Origin of the sequence: Pseudomonas syringae, assembly GCF_002157375.1 — a bacterium.
Taxonomy (GTDB): Bacteria; Pseudomonadota; Gammaproteobacteria; order Pseudomonadales; family Pseudomonadaceae; genus Aquipseudomonas; species Aquipseudomonas syringae_T.
The window spans coordinates 104,913-122,807 of record NZ_MTSA01000010.1; the positions used below are offsets into that span (position 1 = coordinate 104,913).

Below are 17,895 nucleotides of genomic sequence, written 5' to 3' on the forward strand. Positions count from 1 at the left end.
AAGGCAGGTGACTCATGACCACAGCGAACGTTTACCAGCAGCGCCCGACTACCGATGTCAAAGCCGAGTCGCCGCTGTTTCATGCACGCCTCGACAGCCTGATCGGCAAAGGCCGCGCCAGCCCGGGTGTGTTCCTGCGCGAGAAGAAACTGCTGGGCCATCTCACGATTCGGGGCGATGCCCACGACCAGGGCTTCGCCACTGGCGTACACAAGGCGCTCGGCATGGAACTGCCAGCAGCGCTGACGCTGGTCAGCAGCGGCGACAGTTCGCTGCAATGGCTTGGCCCGGACGAGTGGTTACTGATCGTGCCGAGCGGCGAAGAGCTTGCGGCAGAACAGAAGCTGCGCGAAGCGTTGGCCGGGCTGCACATTTCCATTGTCAATGTCAGCGGTGGCCAGTCGATCCTTGAGCTGACCGGCCCCAAGGTACGTCAGGTACTGATGAAGTCCACCAGCTACGACGTACACCCGGACAATTTTCCGGTGGGCAAGGCGGTCGGTACGGTGTTCGCCAAATCCCAACTGGTGATCCGCCGGACCGGTGAAGAAACCTGGGAGCTGCTGATCCGCCGCAGCTTTGCTGATTACTGGTGGCTGTGGCTGCAGGACGCGAGCGCCGAGTACGGACTGAGCATTCAGGCGTGAGGAGCCCGGAACCGGGGCTGAAACCACAGCGTCAGTCCCAATGAAAACTCTTGTGGAGGTGAGTTTACTCACGAAATGGCCTGTACCGCCGCCAAAAATGGGGCGTCTGGACCAGCGTCTTCGTGAGCAAGCTCACTCCCACAGAATACTGCGCACCCACAAGATTTGTGTGTAACGCGAAGCACTGGCACAAGAGTCAGCCGGATCTGTGGATAACGAACATCAAGGCGTGAAGAGCCCGGAACTGGGGCTGAAACCACAGCGTCAGTTCCAATGAAGACTCTTGTGGGAGTGAGCTTGCTCACGAAATGGCCAGTACCGCCGCCAAAAATGGGGCGTCTGGACCAGCGTCTTCGTGAGCAAGCTCACTCCCACAGAATACTGCGCACCCACAAGATTTGTGTGTAACGCGAAGCGCTGGCACAAGAGTCAGCCGGATCTGTGGATAACGAACATTCAGGCGTGAGGAGCCCGGAACCGGGGCGGAGACCACAGCGTCAGTCCCAATGAAGACTCTTGTGGGAGTGAGCTTGCTCACGAAATGGCCAGTACCGCCCGCGAAAATGGGGCGTCTGGACCAGCGTCTTCGTGAGCAAGCTCACTCCCACAGAATACTGCGCACCCACAAGATTTGTGTGTAACGCGAAGCACTGGCACAAGAATCAGCCGGATCTGTGGATAACGAACATTCAGGAGCAATGATTTAATGAGCCCCGCGCCCGACACATGGATTTTGACCGCCGACTGCCCCAGCGTGGCTGCAGGACGCGAGCGCCGAATACGGACTGAGCATTCAGGCGTGAGGAGCCCGGAACTGGGGCTGAAACCACAGCGTCAGTCCCAATGAAGACTCTTGTGGGAGTGAGCTTGCTCACGAAATGGCCAGTACCGCCCGCGAAAATGGGGCGTCTGGACCATCGTCTTCGTGAGCAAGCTCACTCCCACAGGATTTGTGGGTAACGCGGAGCACTGGCACAAGAGTCAGCCGGATCTGTGGATAACGAACATTCAGGAGCACTGATTTAATGAGCCGCGCGCCCGACACATGGATTTTGACCGCCGACTGCCCCAGCGTGCTGGGCACGGTAGATGCGGTGACCCGCTTTCTGTTCGAGCAGGGCTGCTACGTCACAGAGCATCACTCGTTCGATGATCGCCTGTCAGGCCGTTTTTTCATTCGCGTGGAATTTCGTCAGCCGGAGGCGTTTGACGAACAGGCATTCAAGGCCGGATTAAGCGAACGGGGCGAAGCGTTCGGCATGATCTTCGAGCTGACAGCGCCCAACTACCGGCCAAAAGTGGTGATCATGGTGTCGAAGGCCGATCACTGCCTCAACGACCTGCTCTATCGTCAGCGCATCAATCAGCTGTCGATGGACGTGGTCGCCGTCGTGTCCAATCACCCCGACCTCGAGCCGCTGGCTGGCTGGCACGGCATTCCGTACTACCATTTCCCCCTGAACCCGGCCGACAAGCCTGCGCAGGAAGCCAAGGTCTGGCAAGTGATCGAAGAGTCCGGTGCAGAACTGGTGATTCTCGCCCGCTACATGCAGGTGCTGTCGCCGGCGCTGTGCCGCAAGCTGGATGGCAAGGCGATCAATATCCATCACTCCTTGCTGCCCGGTTTCAAAGGCGCCAAACCGTACCATCAGGCGTACGACAAAGGCGTGAAACTGGTGGGTGCCACCGCGCATTACATCAACAACGATCTGGACGAAGGTCCGATCATCGCCCAAGGCGTGGAAGTGGTCGATCACAGCCATTACCCCGAAGACCTGATTGCCAAGGGTCGAGACATCGAGGGGCTGACGCTGGCCCGCGCGGTGGGCTATCACATCGAACGACGGGTGTTTCTCAACGCCAACAGGACGGTGGTGCTATAGGCGCAAGCTGCAAGCGACGCGTTTTTCTTGCCGCTCGGAGCGTGCAACTGTTTCTCTTTCTACAACACAATAAAAGCGAGGCGACATGTATGTCTGGTAATCGCGGTGTAGTTTATCTCGGCGCTGGCAAGGTCGAAGTACAATCCATTCCATTCCCCAAAATGGAAGACCCACGCGGCAAGCGCATCGAACACGGTGTCATCCTGCGCGTGGTCTCCACCAATATCTGCGGCTCTGATCAGCACATGGTGCGCGGCCGTACGACAGCACAAACCGGGCTGGTACTGGGTCATGAAATCACCGGCGAAGTACTGGAAGCCGGTCGCGACGTGGAACACCTCAAAGTAGGTGATCTGGTATCGGTGCCATTCAACGTGGCGTGCGGCCGATGCCGCAGTTGCAAGGAGCAAAACACCGGCGTCTGCCTGACGGTCAACCCTGCCCGCCCCGGCGGCGCTTACGGTTATGTCGACATGGGCGACTGGGTCGGCGGCCAGGCCGAATACGTGCTGGTGCCCTACGCGGACTTCAACCTGCTCAAACTGCCTGACCGCGACGCGGCAATGGAGAAGATACGCGACCTGACTTGCCTGTCCGACATTCTGCCCACCGGCTATCACGGTGCGGTGACGGCAGGCGTTGGTCCTGGCAGCACGGTCTACGTTGCGGGTGCAGGTCCGGTCGGCCTCGCCGCGGCGGCTTCGGCACGCTTGCTGGGTGCAGCGGTGGTGATCGTCGGCGACGTCAACCCGACGCGTCTGGTTCACGCCAAGGCCCAAGGCTTCGAAATTGCCGACCTGTCCCAGGACACGCCACTGCATGAACAGATCGCTGCGCTGCTCGGCGAACCGGAAGTGGATTGCGCCATCGACGCGGTAGGCTTTGAGGCTCGCGGTCACGGCCATGCCGGTGCGCAGGCCGAAGCACCCGCCACCGTTCTCAACTCGTTGATGGGCGTAGTGCGCGTCGCAGGCAAGATCGGCATCCCCGGCCTGTACGTCACCGAAGACCCGGGCGCCGTGGACGCCGCGGCAAAAATGGGCAGCCTGAGCATTCGCTTCGGCTTGGGCTGGGCCAAATCCCACAGCTTCCACACCGGCCAGACCCCGGTCATGAAATACAACCGCCAGCTGATGCAGGCGATCATGTGGGACCGCATCAAGATCGCCGACATAGTGGGTGTCGAGGTGATCAGCCTGGATGAGGCTCCGCGGGGTTATGGCGAGTTTGATTCGGGCGTGCCGAAAAAGTTTGTGATTGATCCGCATGGGTTGTTTGGCGAGGTTTAGATTCATCCAACCGATCAACCTTATACTTAATTATTAAGTTCTATCGATATCACGCCAAGAACCGATTAAATGGTTCTCGGCGGATATTGCGAACTTGGGCTACCGAATTAGAAGTGGACGGAAATGACAATGATTCAGCAAGGTGATAGCTAGGCGGCGGGGAGCTCTCTGAAAATATAGCACCTTCAACATCATCGAAAATCTTATTAAGTTTATCTCGCTTCTCTATAAGAGAATAAGAAGGTAGCTCGCCTCGAGCCAGCTGGTCACTGACCTTCATATCTGCCAACTCCACGTTACGCTTAAGACGCTCATAGTTTTTATACGCGTGATCATAAGCCTCAGAGTACTCAGTGTCTTTTGTGTGATAAATATTCTTATTATACTGAGCCTGCTGCGAAGCTTGATAGGTCGGCGGCTCACTTATAGCTATCACACTTACGGTAGGCTCCCGAGATCGCAAGCCATTTGAAGCTGTTGTTTGCCGCTCCCTCGGCGCGATACGCCTAAAAAAATTAGATAGATTAAACATATGTCCAGTCAAATCGATCCGATTAACCGGATCCCCCTCACAATACGCATACGCATTCAACCCACCCTCGCCAAACGGGCTCAAACTGTCTGGGCTATTGAACCGCATCAACACCGGGTTAAACGCCCGATAACCATTGCCCAGCAAATAGTGCCCTGTCACCGGGTCAAGCCGCTGGCCGGTGTAGCCCGGCAGGTTCATCGGCCCCGCTGAAGGATGACGATGGCCGTAAGGCGTATAAACAAATGCCACATCCTGCGCCGTGATCACTGACTGCTGTTGATCCGTCGCCAGCAACAGGCAGTCGCTCGTGTTGTTTTCCACACTCAGGTGCGCCAGCAAATGCTCGTCCGTGCGCAAAAGCGTGTGCTGTATTTGCCCCTGGATTTGCGTCGCCAAGAGGTTCTTCTGATAAAAGAACCGGGTGCCGCCCTGCCCCGCAGGCGAGCAGTCGGCCAAGCGGTCAGTGGGGTCGTAACGGTACGTGCAGAGCACGGCGCGAGTGTCAGAAGACATGAAAGTCACCTACAAAGATCAACGATAGCGCCATGATTCTGGGCGGGTGATCTTGTGCTGCACAGCTATCAGAAATAATGGGTACGCCGCCTGCCAAGGCTGATTCCACCCGAATAACCGCCTGTCTTCAGGGCGCCGGGAACAAGCCTCGGTTCCTCCAGTCAAACCGTCTGCCTTGCCGCCTACTCACGGGCGGGTCAGGTTTGATAAGGGTGACGCAATGAACACTGCACGCGGTATGGCTTTGGTAACGTTGATGGCGCTGGCGGCAAGCCCGGCGTTCGCTTTCAATCTGAATGACGCCGCGAATGCGGTCGCCAATGCCACGAATGGCGATCAGAAAGCCACGGCCGCACCTGAAGTCGCCGGACTGCTCAATACCCTTGGTACGCAGCTCAACGTCACCCCTGAACAGGCGGTCGGTGGAACGGGCGCCTTGTTGGGGCTGGCCAGGAACAAACTGAGCAGCACCGATTACTCGCAGCTGGCCAAATCGGTACCCGGCCTGGAGCAGATGTCCGGGACGTCTGCTCTGGAGAGTCTGGGTGGCGCAAACGGGCTGGGCAGTCTGCTGGGCGGCAAGTCCGGCAATAACTCGATGCTCAACAGCGCGCTGGGCAATGTGCAGAACATGGGCGACGTGAACACGGCGTTCAAGGCACTGGGCATGGACAGCAGCATGGTCAGCCAGTTTGCCCCGCTGATCCTGCAATACCTCGGTCAGCAAGGTGCAAGCGGTTCGGCGTTGCAGAGTTTGAGCGGGCTATGGGGTGCGGGTAGTTGATCTGATCGCTTTCGCTTGTTGCACAGGCTTCATAAGCGCTGCTCCGGTTTTATATTTGGCTATTTGCGCTGGCCCTGAAAACAACGTGCCCCCTGAATTTAGCACCATACCCACAAACGCCACGGGGCCTTGTCTGGGTAAATTTTTCGCCCAACTTATTGCGGCGCGCATGAAAGCCGTCGGGTCGCTTATTTCCCCTGACGCTGCCTGCTTCGCCAGTTTGGCGTAATGGAAGGCTTGTTTCAGAGTCAGATTCTGGTCGTTGTTCGAACCGAAGGTATTATTGACCTGACGTAGCGCACGGACAAAAAGAGAAGAGCTGTCACCCAATGGCTCAAGCGCTTTGTCGAGCTGTGCTCTTGGCCCTTTCAGAGCCAATGAAACGTCACCGGGCACTAAACCTTTGTAAGCCACTTCAAAAAAGCCTTCGCCGGCGTCGCGAGACAGACCAAATGTTTTCCTCATGGCGCTCCCCAACAATGAGATGGGGATTATCACCGCCCGGATGTTTTGACCCGACGGATCACTGTAATTAACAGGGTCCCCCTCACAATACGCATAAGCATTCAGCCCACCCTCGCCAAACGGGCTCAGGGCATCGGGGCTGTTAAAGCGCATCAGCGTCGGGTTGAACGCGCGAACGCCGTTCCCCAGTAAATAATGGCCGGTGACCGGATCAATGGTCTGCCCCGTAAAACCAGGTATGCCAACAGCAGCGGTTTGCGGAGACCGCAGGCCATAAGGGCTATAGGCAAAAGCCTGACTCCACATGGCTTCAACGCTGTGCAGCACCGAGTTGGCCTGATCGGTGGCGAGCAAACCGGTCAGGGTCTGATCAGGCCCTACACGCTGCGCTGCCAGTAAAAGATCATCTGCCTGAATAACAGAATGGCGGGTGTTTCCCTGTACCGCAGTGGCCAGCCGGTTCAGTTGATAGAACCGGCGGATGGATGTCTGATCCGCGGGCTGACACGTTGCCAGCCGATCCACTGCGTCGTAGCGGTATAAGCCCAGTGGAGAAACATCAGGCGATGACATGAGAGTGGCCTCTCGCTGAATCAGAGGCCAGTCTCATTCGCCAGTGGAGCGTGGTCTAGCTGTCAGAACTGTCAGTGCCCCGACAGCTCCAGCCGCAACGCCGCAATACGTGCATCTTTCTCGGCCCAGAGCTGGTTGACCCAACCCTGTACGTTCTCACGAAACGCCGGATCGTTTTCATAGTCGCCCTGCCACAGCGCCGGGTCCAGCTCGCGGGTCTTGATATCAACGATCACTTTGGAGACCCGCCCGCACAGCATGTCCCAGAAACCCGGAATATGCTTGCCCGGATACACCACGGTGACATCCAGGATGGCATCCAGTTGTTCACCCATCGCTGCCAGCACAAACGCCACGCCACCGGCCTTGGGCTTGAGCAGGTGGGTATACGGCGACGCTTGCGCAGCATGTTTGCCGGGCGTGAAGCGCGTGCCTTCAAGGTAGTTGACGATGGTCACCGGTTGCCGTTTGAACAGTTCGCAGGCGGCCTTGGTGATCTCCAGGTCCTTGCCCTTGAGCTCAGGGTGTTTCGCCAGAAAAGCCTTGCTGTAGCGCTTCATGAACGGATAGTCCAGCCCCCACCACGCCAGGCCCAGCAGCGGCACCCAGATCAGTTCCTTTTTCAGGAAGAACTTGAAAAAGGGGGTACGCCGGTTAAGCGCCTGGATCAGTGCGGGAATGTCCACCCAGGACTGATGATTGCTGATAACCAGATAGGACGTGTCACTGCGCAGGCCTTGATCGCCGCGTATGTCCCACTGTGTGGGGATAAAGGACGCGAAAATGAGCTTGTCGATTTCGGCCCAGGTCTCGGCGATCCACATGACCGCTTTTGAACAGCGATCGCGCATACGGCCTCGGCACAGCAGCTTGAGCAGCGCAAAAACCAGAAGCGGGCCGATCAGCACCAGCGTGTTGATCAGCAGCAGAGCGGTAACGAAACAGCCGGTGAGCAGACGGCGCATAGCAGACTCTTGAGGGTTCAGGGGCGGCAATAATAAAGACCCTCGCGTTTTACGCCAATCCGGCAGGTACTTACAAATGTTTCACGCGCACATCGGTAAGCTGGCGCTCTGTTTATTCTGCCGAACCAAACAGCCGTTCGCTGTCTAAAACCGGGTGCCACTCTGGCGCCGCCCATTGCGAGGAACCTTTTACGTGAAACCGATCCTGGCGCTGTTGTCGCTGCTGGCTTTGCCAGTCATGGCTGCTGAACCCACGCTGTACGGCCGTTACGAAAACATCAAGGTTCTGGACGTCGGCCAGACCTTCAAGGCCAAGATGGACACGGGCGCGCTCACCGCGTCGCTGTCGGCCAAGGACATCGAACTGTTCAAGCGCGATGGCGATGACTGGGTGCGATTCCGTCTGGCAACCAAAGGCGCCGATGACAAGGTGTACGAGCACAAAGTGTCCCGGATCAGCAAGATCAAGGGTCGTGCCGAGGGTGATGACGAGGAAGATGACGTCGCCAGTGCCGCCAAGCGCCCGGTTGTCGATATGGAACTGTGCCTGGGTAACAAGAAACGCACCGTCGAAGTCAATCTGGTGGATCGCAGCCATTTCAACTTCCCGCTGCTGATCGGCGCCAAGGCGTTGCGCGAGTTCGACGCAGCCATCAACCCGGCCCGTCGCTACACCGCTGACGAGCCTGATTGCTGAGGCCGTTATCGTCGCTACGCGAGCAAGGGAACGATAAGCGTACGCACAGGCGACGCTCGTTCCTGAAGCTTCGCGCTGGCAGAGCGGTCGTCAGTCAAACCGCTGGCTGTGTCGCCTGCATCGAGGGCCGCTGACTGATTTCGGCGTACCAGTCGGCCAATCCCGGACACGTGTCACGCCAGTTCAGATGCGACTGGCGGAAATCCAGATACCCCAATGCAGCGGCCACGCTGATCGACGCCACATCAAACGATGAGCTGAGTTCTGTGACCGCATTGCTTTCGAAGTAACTCAGCGAGCGTTCTATCTTTTGCTGCTGGTTGTCCAGCCACTGATCCCAGTGTTTTTCCTGTGGGCGCAAGGCCGTTTCGTAACGGATCATGACTGCAGCATCCAGAATCGCATCCGCCAGCGACGCCAGCGTCAGGCGCCTCCAGCGTGACGAACCTTCACGGGGGATCAAAGGGAGGCCGACATGCTGATGATCCAGATAATCGAGAATGACACGGCTGTCGTGAATGACGTTGCCATCGGCCAGACGCAATGCTGGGAGCTTGCCTGCAGGGTTGTCATCATTGAGTTCCGCAGACGGGTTCACTGGCGTCAACGCAGTGGACTGCAATTGCACACGGTCGAGCTGTCCGGTTTCGTGAAGCATCACCACCACTTTGCGAGCAAAGGGCGAAGCGGCGTTGAAGTACAACGTCATCGTGGGCGCTGACATAGGTGTTCCTCGAATGAGACAGGCTTCTAGACTAGTCAGCGCGCAGCAGCTCCGCAATCCGCATGACGCTCGACCTGAATGCGCTAACTTTGCCGCGTCAGCAGACCTCGGGCGCTGAACGCTGCGGCGCTGCCCATCCCGAGCCAGGCCAGCGTGTCCCACCAGCCGTCGCCCAGCAACGCGGCGAACAGACCTGCTGCGGTGAGCAATGCGATCACACCCGGTATGGCGAAGGTTTTCCAGAACCGCGATGGCCTCGTGCTCACTGCGCCACCTGCGCACCCACAGCGCTCGCCGAGCGGGCTGCGCGACGTCTGACCCACCACAGGTACACCCCGCTGCCCAGCACGATGATGGTCAGCACATCCAGCACCGCCCAGAGAATCTTCATCGGCATGCCGCCGTAGTCACCGAAATGCAACGGTTGCGACATGCCCAGCGCGTCCATGTACCAGGGCCGCCCGACCACGGCGGTGACTTGCAGGGTCTGCGCGTCGATCAGCACCGGCGTGGCCAGGTGCGCCGTCAGGTGGGTATTGCCTTTGAGGAATACCGCGTAATGGTGCTCGCTGGAAAAGCGCGTGCCGGGGAAGGCGATGAAATCGGCTTGCATGCCGGGCGCAGTCGATTCGGCGATCTCCAGCAACCGCGTCGCCGGGGCGCGCCACGACAATGGCGGCGCGTCTTTGTAGGGGGCAATCATCGTCGCCAGCGCATCGTTGCGCCATGAAGCGATCAGAAGATCGGCGCAGGCGCTGATCACGCCCGTCACCCCCACTACCAGCGCCCAGGTCAGGGTCACAACGCCGATCAGGTTGTGCAGGTCGAGCCAGCGAGTGCGGGTGGACTTGTTGGCACGCACCTGGCCGAAGTCCAGTTTGCGCATGAACGGTGAATACAACACGGTCCCGGAAACGATGGCCACCACGAACATCAGCCCCATGAACGCCAGCAACAGTTTGCCGGGCAGTCCGGCGTACATGTCCACGTGCAGACGCAGCATCACCATCATGAACCCGCCATTGGCCGACGGCATTTCCAGCGCTTCGCCCGTACGCGCATCCAGCGCAAAGGTGTGGGATGAATTGGGCTCGGTGCCGGCCGTTGCGGCGGTGATTGCCATCACGCCATCGGGGTCCTCGTCATCCCAGCCAAAATACTGCATCACCTCACCAGGCCGGTGCGCTTCGGCGGCACGCGCCAGTTGCTCCAGATCCAGACGCGGCGTGTCGTCGGGCATTTCCCTGTAATGCGGTGCATCGCCGAGCATGTGATCGATTTCATGATGAAAGATCAGCGGCAGGCCGGTGACAGCGAGCATCAGCAAGAACACGGTGCAGGCCAGGCTGCTCCAGGTATGGACGACGGACCAGCGGCGCACGGTTTGACTTTTCATGATTTATCCACGGCAAAGCAGCGACCCGGCAGGCGAGGAAGTGTCCTGACTCAGGTCTTGCGCACGCTGTAACAACGATCTTGCTATGAGCGTCTGGGGCTGACGACAAGAAGGAACGCGATGAGAAATATCTAACTAAAGAGAATCATTCGCGATTGTGACAGAGCGCCGGGAGGGAGGCAATTGCGTCTGTCGGGAGAGGGAGCCAGATTGTAGCGGTGACATGCTGTTCATGACGCTTTGCGTCGCTCTTTTGCGGCGCAAAGCGTCATGAACGGCACTGACACACTGGAGCGCAAGGAACGAGAAGTGCCCGGGTGGGCACGTGAATCGTTCCCGCTCAGATCAACCCTGGTGGCTGATCTCGCGCAGTGGCTTGCCGCGCGCCGGCTTGTCGCCTGCGACGAAGTAGTCGGCGGTGCTGCGTGGCAGAGGCTGACGGCCACGGATCTTGTCGGCGATTTTCTCGGCGATCATGATCGTCGGCGCGTTCAGGTTGCCGGTAGTGATGAGCGGCATGATCGAGGCGTCCACAACGCGCAGGCTTTGCAGGCCATGTACACGGCCCTGATTGTCGACAACGGCCATCTCGTCGGTGCCCATTTTGCACGAGCAGGACGGGTGATAAGCCGTTTCGGCGTGATCACGCACGAACTGGTCCAGCGCCTCATCCGACTGCACGTCAATGCCGGGGCTGATTTCGCGGCCACGGTAAGGATCAAGCGCCGGTTGCTGCATGATCTCGCGGGTCAGGCGAATGCCGTCGCGGAATTCCTGCCAGTCCTGCTCGGACGCCATGTAGTTGAACAGGATGCTCGGGTACTCGCGCGGGTCCTTGGACTTGACGTGTACGCGACCACGGCTTGGCGAACGCATCGAGCCGACGTGCGCCTGGAAACCGTGTTCCTGAACACCCTTGGTGCCGTTGTAGTTAATCGCGACCGGCAGGAAGTGATACTGAATGTTCGGCCATTCGAACGCTTCGCTGGAACGGATGAAACCGCCCGCTTCGAACTGGTTGCTCGCGCCGATCCCGGTGCCGAGGAACATCCACTCTGCACCAATGGCAGGTTGATTCCACCACTTCAGCGAAGGGTAAAGCGACACGGGCTGGGTGCAGGCATATTGCAGGTACATTTCCAGATGGTCCTGAAGGTTCTGACCCACGCCCGGCAGGTCATGAACCACCGGAATATCCAGCTTGTTCAACAGTTCGGCAGGACCGACACCGGAGCGTTGCAGGATCTGCGGTGAGGCAATCGCGCCGCCGCACAGCAGCACTTCCTTGCGCGCACGGGCTTCAATGCGCGTGTCGCTGTCGCCGACCAGATACGCCACGCCGACGGCACGCTTGCCTTCGAACAGGATGCGGTCGGTCAGCGCGTGAGTGACGATGCTCAGGGTCGAACGCTTTTTCGCTTCGTCCAGATAACCGCGCGCGGTGCTGGCACGACGGCCATTCGGCGTCACGGTGCGGTCCATCGGACCAAAGCCTTCCTGCTGATAACCGTTGAGGTCGTCAGTGCGCGGGAAGCCGGCTTGTACGCCCGCTTCGACCATCGCGTGGAACAATGGGTTGTTGCCGGCCTTGGGCGTGGTCACGCTGACCGGACCGTCGCCGCCGTGGTAATCATTCGGGCCGATGTCGCGGGTTTCGGCCTTGCGAAAGTACGGCAGGCAGTCGAGGTAGCTCCAGTCTTCAAGGCCCGGCTCTTTCGCCCAGCCGTCGTAGTCCATCGCGTTGCCACGGATGTAGCACATGCCGTTGATCAGCGAAGAGCCGCCCAGGCCCTTGCCGCGACCGCATTCCATGCGGCGGTTGTTCATGTGCGGCTCTGGCTCGGTCTCGTAGGCCCAGTTGTAGCGACGGCCTTGCAGCGGGAACGCCAGAGCGGCGGGCATCTGGGTACGGAAGTCCAGACGATAGTCCGGGCCACCGGCTTCCAGCAGCAGAACAGTGACGCCTGCGTCTTCGGTAAGACGGGCTGCCAAGGTGTTACCGGCAGAGCCGGCACCAATAATGATGTAGTCGTATTCGGATTGAGTCGTCATAGAGGCTCCCTCATAGAGCTGCAAGTCTCAAGCCTCGGCTGCAAGCAGAAGCAGCGAGGCGATACTTGTGAAAATGGGGTGCGGCAAGCCGCTTTTGATTGCGTCTGCTTGCGGATTGCCACGTGCCACTTGGAACGGTGTTTAGAAAACCGAGGCGTAGTCGCCCAGTTCGATCTGTACCGACTTGATTCGCGTGTACTGGGCCAGCGAGCTGATGCCGTTCTCGCGACCGACGCCCGACTGCTTGTAACCGCCGACCGGCATCTGCGCTGCCGACTCGCCCCAGGCGTTGATCCAGCAGATGCCCGCTTCCAACAGATGGATCACGCGGTGCGCACGGTTCAGGTCGCGGGTCACGATGCCGGCCGCCAGACCGAAATCGGTGTCGTTGGCGCGGCGAACCACTTCGTCTTCGGTGTCATAGCCGAGGATGCTCATCACCGGGCCGAAGATCTCTTCGCGCACAATGGTCATCTCGTCGGTGCAGTCGGAGAACACGGTCGGCGCAACGAACGCGCCCTTGTCGAATACGCCCCCGGTCAGACGGTCGCCGCCGCACAACAGGCGTGCGCCCTGCTCTTTGCCCTTGGCGATATAGCCCAACACACTTTCCATGTGTTCGAAGCTGACCAGCGGGCCGAAGTTGATGTTTTCGTCTTCAGGGTTGCCGGGACGAATACGCCTCACACGCTCAAGGATTTTGGCTTCGAATTCGGCTTTCAGCGCGTTCGGTACGAACACACGGGTGCCGTTGGTGCAAACCTGGCCGGAGCTGTAGAAGTTGGCCATCATTGCGATGTCGGCGGCGCGATCCAGATCAGCGTCGTCGAACACGATCAGCGGCGACTTGCCGCCCAGCTCCATAGTCACTTCCTTGAGCGACGAACTCGATGCACTGGCCATGACTTTCTTGCCGGTGTCGGTGCCGCCAGTGAAGGAGACTTTCTCGATGCGCGGATGCTCGGTGATCCAGGTGCCGACTTCACGGCCGCTGCCGGTCAACACGTTGAACACGCCGTTCGGCACGCCGGCTTCGGTGTAGATTTCTGCCAGCTTCAAGGTGGTCAGCGAGGTGACTTCACTTGGCTTGAAGATCATCGCGTTGCCCGCCGCCAGCGCTGGCGCGGATTTCCACAGGGCGATCTGGATCGGGTAGTTCCAGGCGCCGATGCCTGCAACCACGCCCAGCGGCTCGCGACGGGTGTAAACGAACGAGGAATCACGCAGCGGGATCTGTTCGCCTTCGATGGCGGGCACCAGACCTGCGTAGTACTCCAGCACGTCAGCGCCTGTCACCACATCGACATAACGGGTTTCGGAGATGGCCTTGCCGGTGTCCAGCGTCTCCAGCGCCGCCAGCTCATCGTTGCGTTCGCGCAGGATGTCGACGGCACGACGCAGGATGCGCGAACGCTCGACTGCGGTCATGGCGGCCCAGATCTTCTGGCCCTTTTCAGCGGCGACGACAGCGCGCTCGACGTCTTCTTTGCCCGCGCGCTGGATCTGCGCCAGCACTTCGCCGTTGGCAGGGTTGATCGAGTCGAAGGTTTCAGTGTTGCTGGCGTCGACATAACCGCCGTCGATGTAGAGTTTCTGCAATTCAAAACGGGCCATAAAGTCCTCGCAAATTCAGTGGGGGAGGCGATGACTGATTTCAGTGTGCCGGAAACATTGGGCAACACGCGCATCCAGTCGTTCGGTGAGCAGGCTTCGAAAGCGCTTAGCTCGCCGATTTCGCCAGTTGGAAATCCATGTATTCGTAAGCGATCCGTTGCGCTTGCTCGGTGTCGAATGCATCGCCTGACAACGCGCCTCGCAGCCACAGCCCGTCTATCAGGGCTGCCAGCCCGCGGGCGGCGTTGCGTGCCTGTTCCAGTGGCAAGGTGCGACGGAACTGGCAGCACAGGTTCGAATACAGACGGTGGTCGTTGATGCGCTGCAATCGGTGCAGCGACGGGTGATGCATGCTGGTTGCCCAGAAGGCCAGCCAGGTTTTCATGGCCGGACCGTTGACCTGACTGGCGTCGAAGTTGCCTTCGATGATCACCTGCAGATGCGCCCTGGGACTGTCATCGGTCAACGCCTTCCGGCGCTCGCGGACGTTCTGGATCAGGGCGTTCATCAGATGCCGCATCGTGGCTGCGATCAGGCCGTTCTTGTCCTGAAAGTAGTGACTGATGATGCCGTTGGAGACGCCTGCCAGGCGTGCGATCAGCGCAATGCTGGCATCGCCCATACCCACCTGATCGACCGCCGTCAGCGTGGCCTGAATCAGTTGTTGGCGGCGGATGGGTTGCATACCGACCTTGGGCATTGGCGCGAATCCTCCCGGTTGTCTGCAGTGATCGTTGTATCGAATTGACGGACCCAGTCTAAAGATTTTTTATTGAACGATCAATCAATAAAAAATCAGCGGCAAGGTTTCAGCTGCAAGCGGCAAGCTGAAAAATGCTGATAGCACCAGGCTGACATGACTCTGTGGGAGTGAGCTTGCTCACGAAAGCAGTGGTTCAAACGCCCCATTTCCGAGGGATGTACCGGCCCCTTCGTGAGCAAGCTCACTCCCACAAGTGTGTGCGTGTGGGTAACTGGCGCTACATTCCTCAATCCTGCAACACCACATTCGCCAGTTCATCAATCGCTTCCTGCCTTTCGCCCTGATTCGGCTTGGGGTTCGGATTGAGCATCGACCACTGCGGGTGGGCACGGGCACGCGAAAGCGGTTCGGGGATCTTGCCCTTGCGCCAGGCTGTGTCCTGCGGCGTGGTCAGTTCGATGCTGTGCATGGCCGCATGGCCTCTCACGCCCAGCGCCAGCAGCAAATGCCGTTGACGCAGCGCCAGCAGGCGCAGCACCGCATCATCCACGGTCAGTTCCCGGCGACCCTTGAACTTGCCCAGCAAACGACCTCCGTAGCTGCGCGCCGTTGATAACGCACCGCCCGCAATGGCCCCGACCAGCGCCGCTGCGCCGAGGGTCACGCCGCCCACCATCAGGTCCACCCCTGCCCCGGCTGCCGCACCCGCCGCGACGCCACCGCCGACCCGCACGCCCATCAGCTTGAGGGTTTCCGGGTTGAACAGGTCATCGCCCCAACGTCCGTCCATCAACGGCAAATCGCCGGTCGACACATCGTCCTTGCGAAACGCATGCAGTTTGAGCAGCGCCTCGACACAGTGTTGCTCGCGCTGACGAACCGCTTTGCGCAACCCGTCCACCGCTTGCTGCTCCTGATCGGCGGTGGTCTCGACGCTGCGCCGACAAGCCGCACAATCGATCAGCATTTCCGCGATCAGACGTGCTGCGCTGTGGCGCTTGGCTACACGTTGCTTTTCCTGATCGGCAATCAGGCGTTCCAGCCGGGGGCGCGCGCTTTCCAGCAGCAACGCCAGGCTTTCGTAGAGACGGCGGCCTCCGTCTTCCGGCGGTGCCACGCTGTCAAACCGCACCAGTGCGTGCAGGCCCAGACGCGAAAGGGCTTCGCGCCACTCGGGTTCGCGGTGCTGCTGGGCGCTCACGAAATTCAGCACGGGCAGCAACGGCTTGCCGCAACTCGCCAGTACCGCCAGTTCGTCCCGGTATTTGGCCAGCACCGGCTCACGCGCATCAATGACGTACAGCCCCGCGTCCGAGCCGAGCAACTGGCGCAGCACCTTGGCCTCCTGCTCGAAACGCTGCCGTGCTTCGCTGCCTTCCAGAAAGCGCGCCAATCGCGCCGGGCCATCCAGTCGTTCGCCGGGACGATCCAGGCGCTCCAGATAATCGAGCAGCGCAATGGCGTCTTCCAGCCCGGGCGTGTCGTACAGCTCGACCAATGCCTGACCGTCCACCGACAGGCGTGCGCCTTCTACATGGCGCGTGGTGCTGGGCCGGTGTGACACTTCACCGAAGCTGACATCACCGGTCAACGTGCGCAGCAGCGAGGTCTTGCCGACGTTGGTGTGTCCGACCACAGCCAGTTTGATGGCGCGAGCGCTGTCTGCTTCAGTCATGGCCTGTCTCCAGCCAGCTCAGCGGCGCGTGGTCCGCATGTGGCAATTGAAGTTGATCCAGTGCGACATGCCAGTCGTCCAGGCGCTCCGGGTCGAGCGTCTGCCCGGCAGGCGCAGGCAGCAGCCAGAGGCGAGTCGCCCCGGCGCAACGTGCCAGCTCTGCAATCAGCGCCAGGCTGCCACGGTCCGGCGAGCGGCGTGGGTCGCAGGCGATCAACAGACGGGCGGGTGGATAATGGGCCAACTGCTCCAGCAGCTTGTGGCGCGACTCGCGACTGTCGAGAACGCCGGCGTTGGCGACCCCGGAAGGCAATTGAGGCGGCCAGACCTGCTGATCATCCAGCTCGACTGCAACCAGCAGGGCACCGTCGCTCTCAACCGCTCCCAGGCCGGATTGCACCTGATGCAGTGCAGCAGGCTCGGCGTCACTGACGCCCAACCGCTCGCTGCTCGGCATCAGGTGCTCACGCAATTCGAGGTAGCGCGGCAGCTCGAGATCGAGGCGCAGCGCTGCACGCCCACGCTTCCAGCGCCACAGGCAGAACGCCGCCAGCAACAGGCGCGGCACTATGCCGTACACCAGCAGCACGCCCACCAGCCATGCCGCCCAGGCCTGTCGCGCATTCTCGATACTCAGCGCGCCACGGCCACTGGCGCGAATCATGGTGTCGTCCGGCACACTGAATCCCAGCCAGGCCGGAAGACTGCCGAGTGCCTGAGTCAGGCTGACGAAGGTGTCGCTGCTCAGAATGGTGGTTTCCCAGACAAAACCGTAGCGCCGGGTTGCCATCAGCATCAACAGCAACACCAGCGCACTGACCAGCGCCAGCAGCCACAGGCTGTGAACCACCAGCCCCAGCACCCAGCGATTGAGTCGCTTGCGTTGCAGCAGCAAAACCAGCGCCGGGGCAAGTTGCGCAGCCTGAGCGTCACGGGCGAGCTTTTCGCTCAGCCACAGCCACAAACGGCCCAGCCCGGTATTGCTGCGCCCGGCAAAGAGCAAACTCAGTGCCCAACTGAGCAACATTAAAAGATTCAACCCAAGCAGACTGCCCAGCGCCCAGAACACGTTGACCGGCGCCTGTCCGTCTCCCATCGCGGCGAAGGCCAGACCTGCCCCGCTGATGACGGCCAGCACGGCCAGCGCCATCAACGCCAGCCGCGCGCCTTGCTTCCAGCGATGCAGTGCCGCAAGCATGCCGTCGCGTTCCGCCAGCCCGAGGGCGCGGTGCGTGATGCGTACAGTCAGGTCGCCACCGGCAGCGCGGGCACGACGATTGGCTTCCTGATCATCCAGCGCGCCAGCCTGTTGTTCACGCAGGCGCACCGCTTCGGTCAGCCAGAGGGTATCGAGTGGGGTCAGTGCAGTCACACAGTGTC

General features: G+C 60.0%; 16 protein-coding genes. 5 read left to right on the forward strand and 11 right to left on the reverse strand.

Annotated features, from left to right (window positions below):
- Window positions 1-14 precede the first annotated feature (14 nt).
- The 3 genes from BW686_RS14370 to fdhA all read left to right on the forward strand — a co-directional run bounded on the left by BW686_RS14370 (window position 15) and on the right by fdhA (window position 3,819).
- Window positions 15-647 carry a sarcosine oxidase subunit gamma gene (locus BW686_RS14370; protein ID WP_084917852.1) on the forward strand — a complete coding sequence of 211 codons (633 nt, stop codon included), beginning with the start codon at window positions 15-17 and terminating at the stop codon, window positions 645-647.
- Between the two features lie 1,025 nt (window positions 648-1,672).
- Complete coding sequence (gene purU / locus BW686_RS14375; RefSeq protein ID WP_084917854.1) at window positions 1,673-2,530, forward strand: formyltetrahydrofolate deformylase; 858 nt, start codon at window positions 1,673-1,675, stop codon at window positions 2,528-2,530.
- Window positions 2,531-2,619: 89 nt separating this feature from the next.
- The gene (fdhA, locus tag BW686_RS14380) at window positions 2,620-3,819 is read left to right on the forward strand and encodes a formaldehyde dehydrogenase, glutathione-independent (protein ID WP_084917856.1); all 1,200 of its coding nucleotides are present in this window, start codon (window positions 2,620-2,622) and stop codon (window positions 3,817-3,819) included.
- A gap of 49 nt (window positions 3,820-3,868) precedes the next feature.
- On the opposite strand, the gene BW686_RS14385 is transcribed toward fdhA, so the two are convergent.
- Window positions 3,869-4,867, reverse strand: coding sequence for an RHS repeat-associated core domain-containing protein (locus BW686_RS14385; protein WP_084917858.1), 999 nt, complete (start codon window positions 4,865-4,867; stop codon window positions 3,869-3,871).
- Between the two features lie 220 nt (window positions 4,868-5,087).
- On the opposite strand from BW686_RS14385, the gene BW686_RS14390 reads away from it, so the two are divergent.
- On the forward strand, window positions 5,088-5,651 hold the full coding sequence (locus BW686_RS14390; RefSeq protein WP_084917861.1) for a DUF2780 domain-containing protein: 564 nt from the start codon (window positions 5,088-5,090) through the stop codon (window positions 5,649-5,651).
- Here the strand turns inward: BW686_RS14390 and BW686_RS14395 are convergent.
- Entirely contained in the window at window positions 5,631-6,689 is a 1,059-nt protein-coding gene (locus tag BW686_RS14395; RefSeq protein ID WP_084917863.1) for an RHS repeat-associated core domain-containing protein, read from the reverse strand. The genes BW686_RS14390 and BW686_RS14395 overlap by 21 nt on opposite strands.
- Before the next feature lie 71 nt (window positions 6,690-6,760).
- Window positions 6,761-7,654: an acyltransferase gene (locus tag BW686_RS14400; protein WP_084917865.1), complete on the reverse strand. Its 894-nt coding sequence runs from the start codon at window positions 7,652-7,654 to the stop codon at window positions 6,761-6,763.
- A 193-nt stretch (window positions 7,655-7,847) separates the two neighbouring features.
- On the opposite strand from BW686_RS14400, the gene rloA2 reads away from it, so the two are divergent.
- Window positions 7,848-8,351, forward strand: coding sequence for a retropepsin-like aspartic peptidase RloA2 (rloA2, locus tag BW686_RS14405; protein WP_084917866.1), 504 nt, complete (start codon window positions 7,848-7,850; stop codon window positions 8,349-8,351).
- A gap of 94 nt (window positions 8,352-8,445) precedes the next feature.
- Here the strand turns inward: rloA2 and BW686_RS14410 are convergent, their stop codons facing one another.
- The 8 genes from BW686_RS14410 to BW686_RS14450 all read right to left on the reverse strand — a co-directional run bounded on the left by BW686_RS14410 (window position 8,446) and on the right by BW686_RS14450 (window position 17,887).
- The gene (locus BW686_RS14410; RefSeq protein WP_084917868.1) at window positions 8,446-9,075 is read right to left on the reverse strand and encodes a glutathione S-transferase family protein; all 630 of its coding nucleotides are present in this window, start codon (window positions 9,073-9,075) and stop codon (window positions 8,446-8,448) included.
- 83 nt (window positions 9,076-9,158) lie between these two features.
- Window positions 9,159-9,341 carry a hypothetical protein gene (locus BW686_RS14415; protein ID WP_084917871.1) on the reverse strand — a complete coding sequence of 61 codons (183 nt, stop codon included), beginning with the start codon at window positions 9,339-9,341 and terminating at the stop codon, window positions 9,159-9,161.
- Window positions 9,338-10,471: a PepSY-associated TM helix domain-containing protein gene (locus BW686_RS14420; protein ID WP_084917873.1), complete on the reverse strand. Its 1,134-nt coding sequence runs from the start codon at window positions 10,469-10,471 to the stop codon at window positions 9,338-9,340. Before BW686_RS14420 ends, BW686_RS14415 begins: the two co-directional genes overlap by 4 nt.
- 345 nt (window positions 10,472-10,816) lie before the next feature.
- Window positions 10,817-12,523: a choline dehydrogenase gene (betA, locus tag BW686_RS14425; RefSeq protein ID WP_084917876.1), complete on the reverse strand. Its 1,707-nt coding sequence runs from the start codon at window positions 12,521-12,523 to the stop codon at window positions 10,817-10,819.
- A 141-nt stretch (window positions 12,524-12,664) separates the two neighbouring features.
- A complete protein-coding gene (betB, locus tag BW686_RS14435; RefSeq protein WP_084917881.1) occupies window positions 12,665-14,137 on the reverse strand; it encodes a betaine-aldehyde dehydrogenase in 1,473 nt (490 codons plus the stop codon).
- 106 nt (window positions 14,138-14,243) lie between these two features.
- Window positions 14,244-14,837: a transcriptional regulator BetI gene (gene betI, locus BW686_RS14440; protein WP_084917883.1), complete on the reverse strand. Its 594-nt coding sequence runs from the start codon at window positions 14,835-14,837 to the stop codon at window positions 14,244-14,246.
- A gap of 289 nt (window positions 14,838-15,126) precedes the next feature.
- Entirely contained in the window at window positions 15,127-16,515 is a 1,389-nt protein-coding gene (locus tag BW686_RS14445) for a GTPase/DUF3482 domain-containing protein (RefSeq protein ID WP_084917885.1), read from the reverse strand.
- On the reverse strand, window positions 16,508-17,887 hold the full coding sequence (locus BW686_RS14450; RefSeq protein WP_084917888.1) for a DUF2868 domain-containing protein: 1,380 nt from the start codon (window positions 17,885-17,887) through the stop codon (window positions 16,508-16,510). Before BW686_RS14450 ends, BW686_RS14445 begins: the two co-directional genes overlap by 8 nt.
- Between the last annotated feature and the right edge of the window lie 8 nt (window positions 17,888-17,895).

Coding starts and splice junctions, on each gene's coding strand:
- betI (WP_084917883.1), bottom strand. CDS start 14,837: ATGCCCAAGGTCGGTATGCAACCCATCCGCCGCCAACAACTGATTCAG.
- BW686_RS14390 (WP_084917861.1), top strand. CDS start 5,088: ATGAACACTGCACGCGGTATGGCTTTGGTAACGTTGATGGCGCTGGCG.
- fdhA (WP_084917856.1), top strand. CDS start 2,620: ATGTCTGGTAATCGCGGTGTAGTTTATCTCGGCGCTGGCAAGGTCGAA.
- BW686_RS14370 (WP_084917852.1), top strand. CDS start 15: ATGACCACAGCGAACGTTTACCAGCAGCGCCCGACTACCGATGTCAAA.
- purU (WP_084917854.1), top strand. CDS start 1,673: ATGAGCCGCGCGCCCGACACATGGATTTTGACCGCCGACTGCCCCAGC.
- BW686_RS14445 (WP_084917885.1), bottom strand. CDS start 16,515: ATGACTGAAGCAGACAGCGCTCGCGCCATCAAACTGGCTGTGGTCGGA.
- BW686_RS14400 (WP_084917865.1), bottom strand. CDS start 7,654: ATGCGCCGTCTGCTCACCGGCTGTTTCGTTACCGCTCTGCTGCTGATC.
- BW686_RS14410 (WP_084917868.1), bottom strand. CDS start 9,075: ATGTCAGCGCCCACGATGACGTTGTACTTCAACGCCGCTTCGCCCTTT.
- BW686_RS14395 (WP_084917863.1), bottom strand. CDS start 6,689: ATGTCATCGCCTGATGTTTCTCCACTGGGCTTATACCGCTACGACGCA.
- BW686_RS14385 (WP_084917858.1), bottom strand. CDS start 4,867: ATGTCTTCTGACACTCGCGCCGTGCTCTGCACGTACCGTTACGACCCC.
- BW686_RS14420 (WP_084917873.1), bottom strand. CDS start 10,471: ATGAAAAGTCAAACCGTGCGCCGCTGGTCCGTCGTCCATACCTGGAGC.
- betB (WP_084917881.1), bottom strand. CDS start 14,137: ATGGCCCGTTTTGAATTGCAGAAACTCTACATCGACGGCGGTTATGTC.
- betA (WP_084917876.1), bottom strand. CDS start 12,523: ATGACGACTCAATCCGAATACGACTACATCATTATTGGTGCCGGCTCT.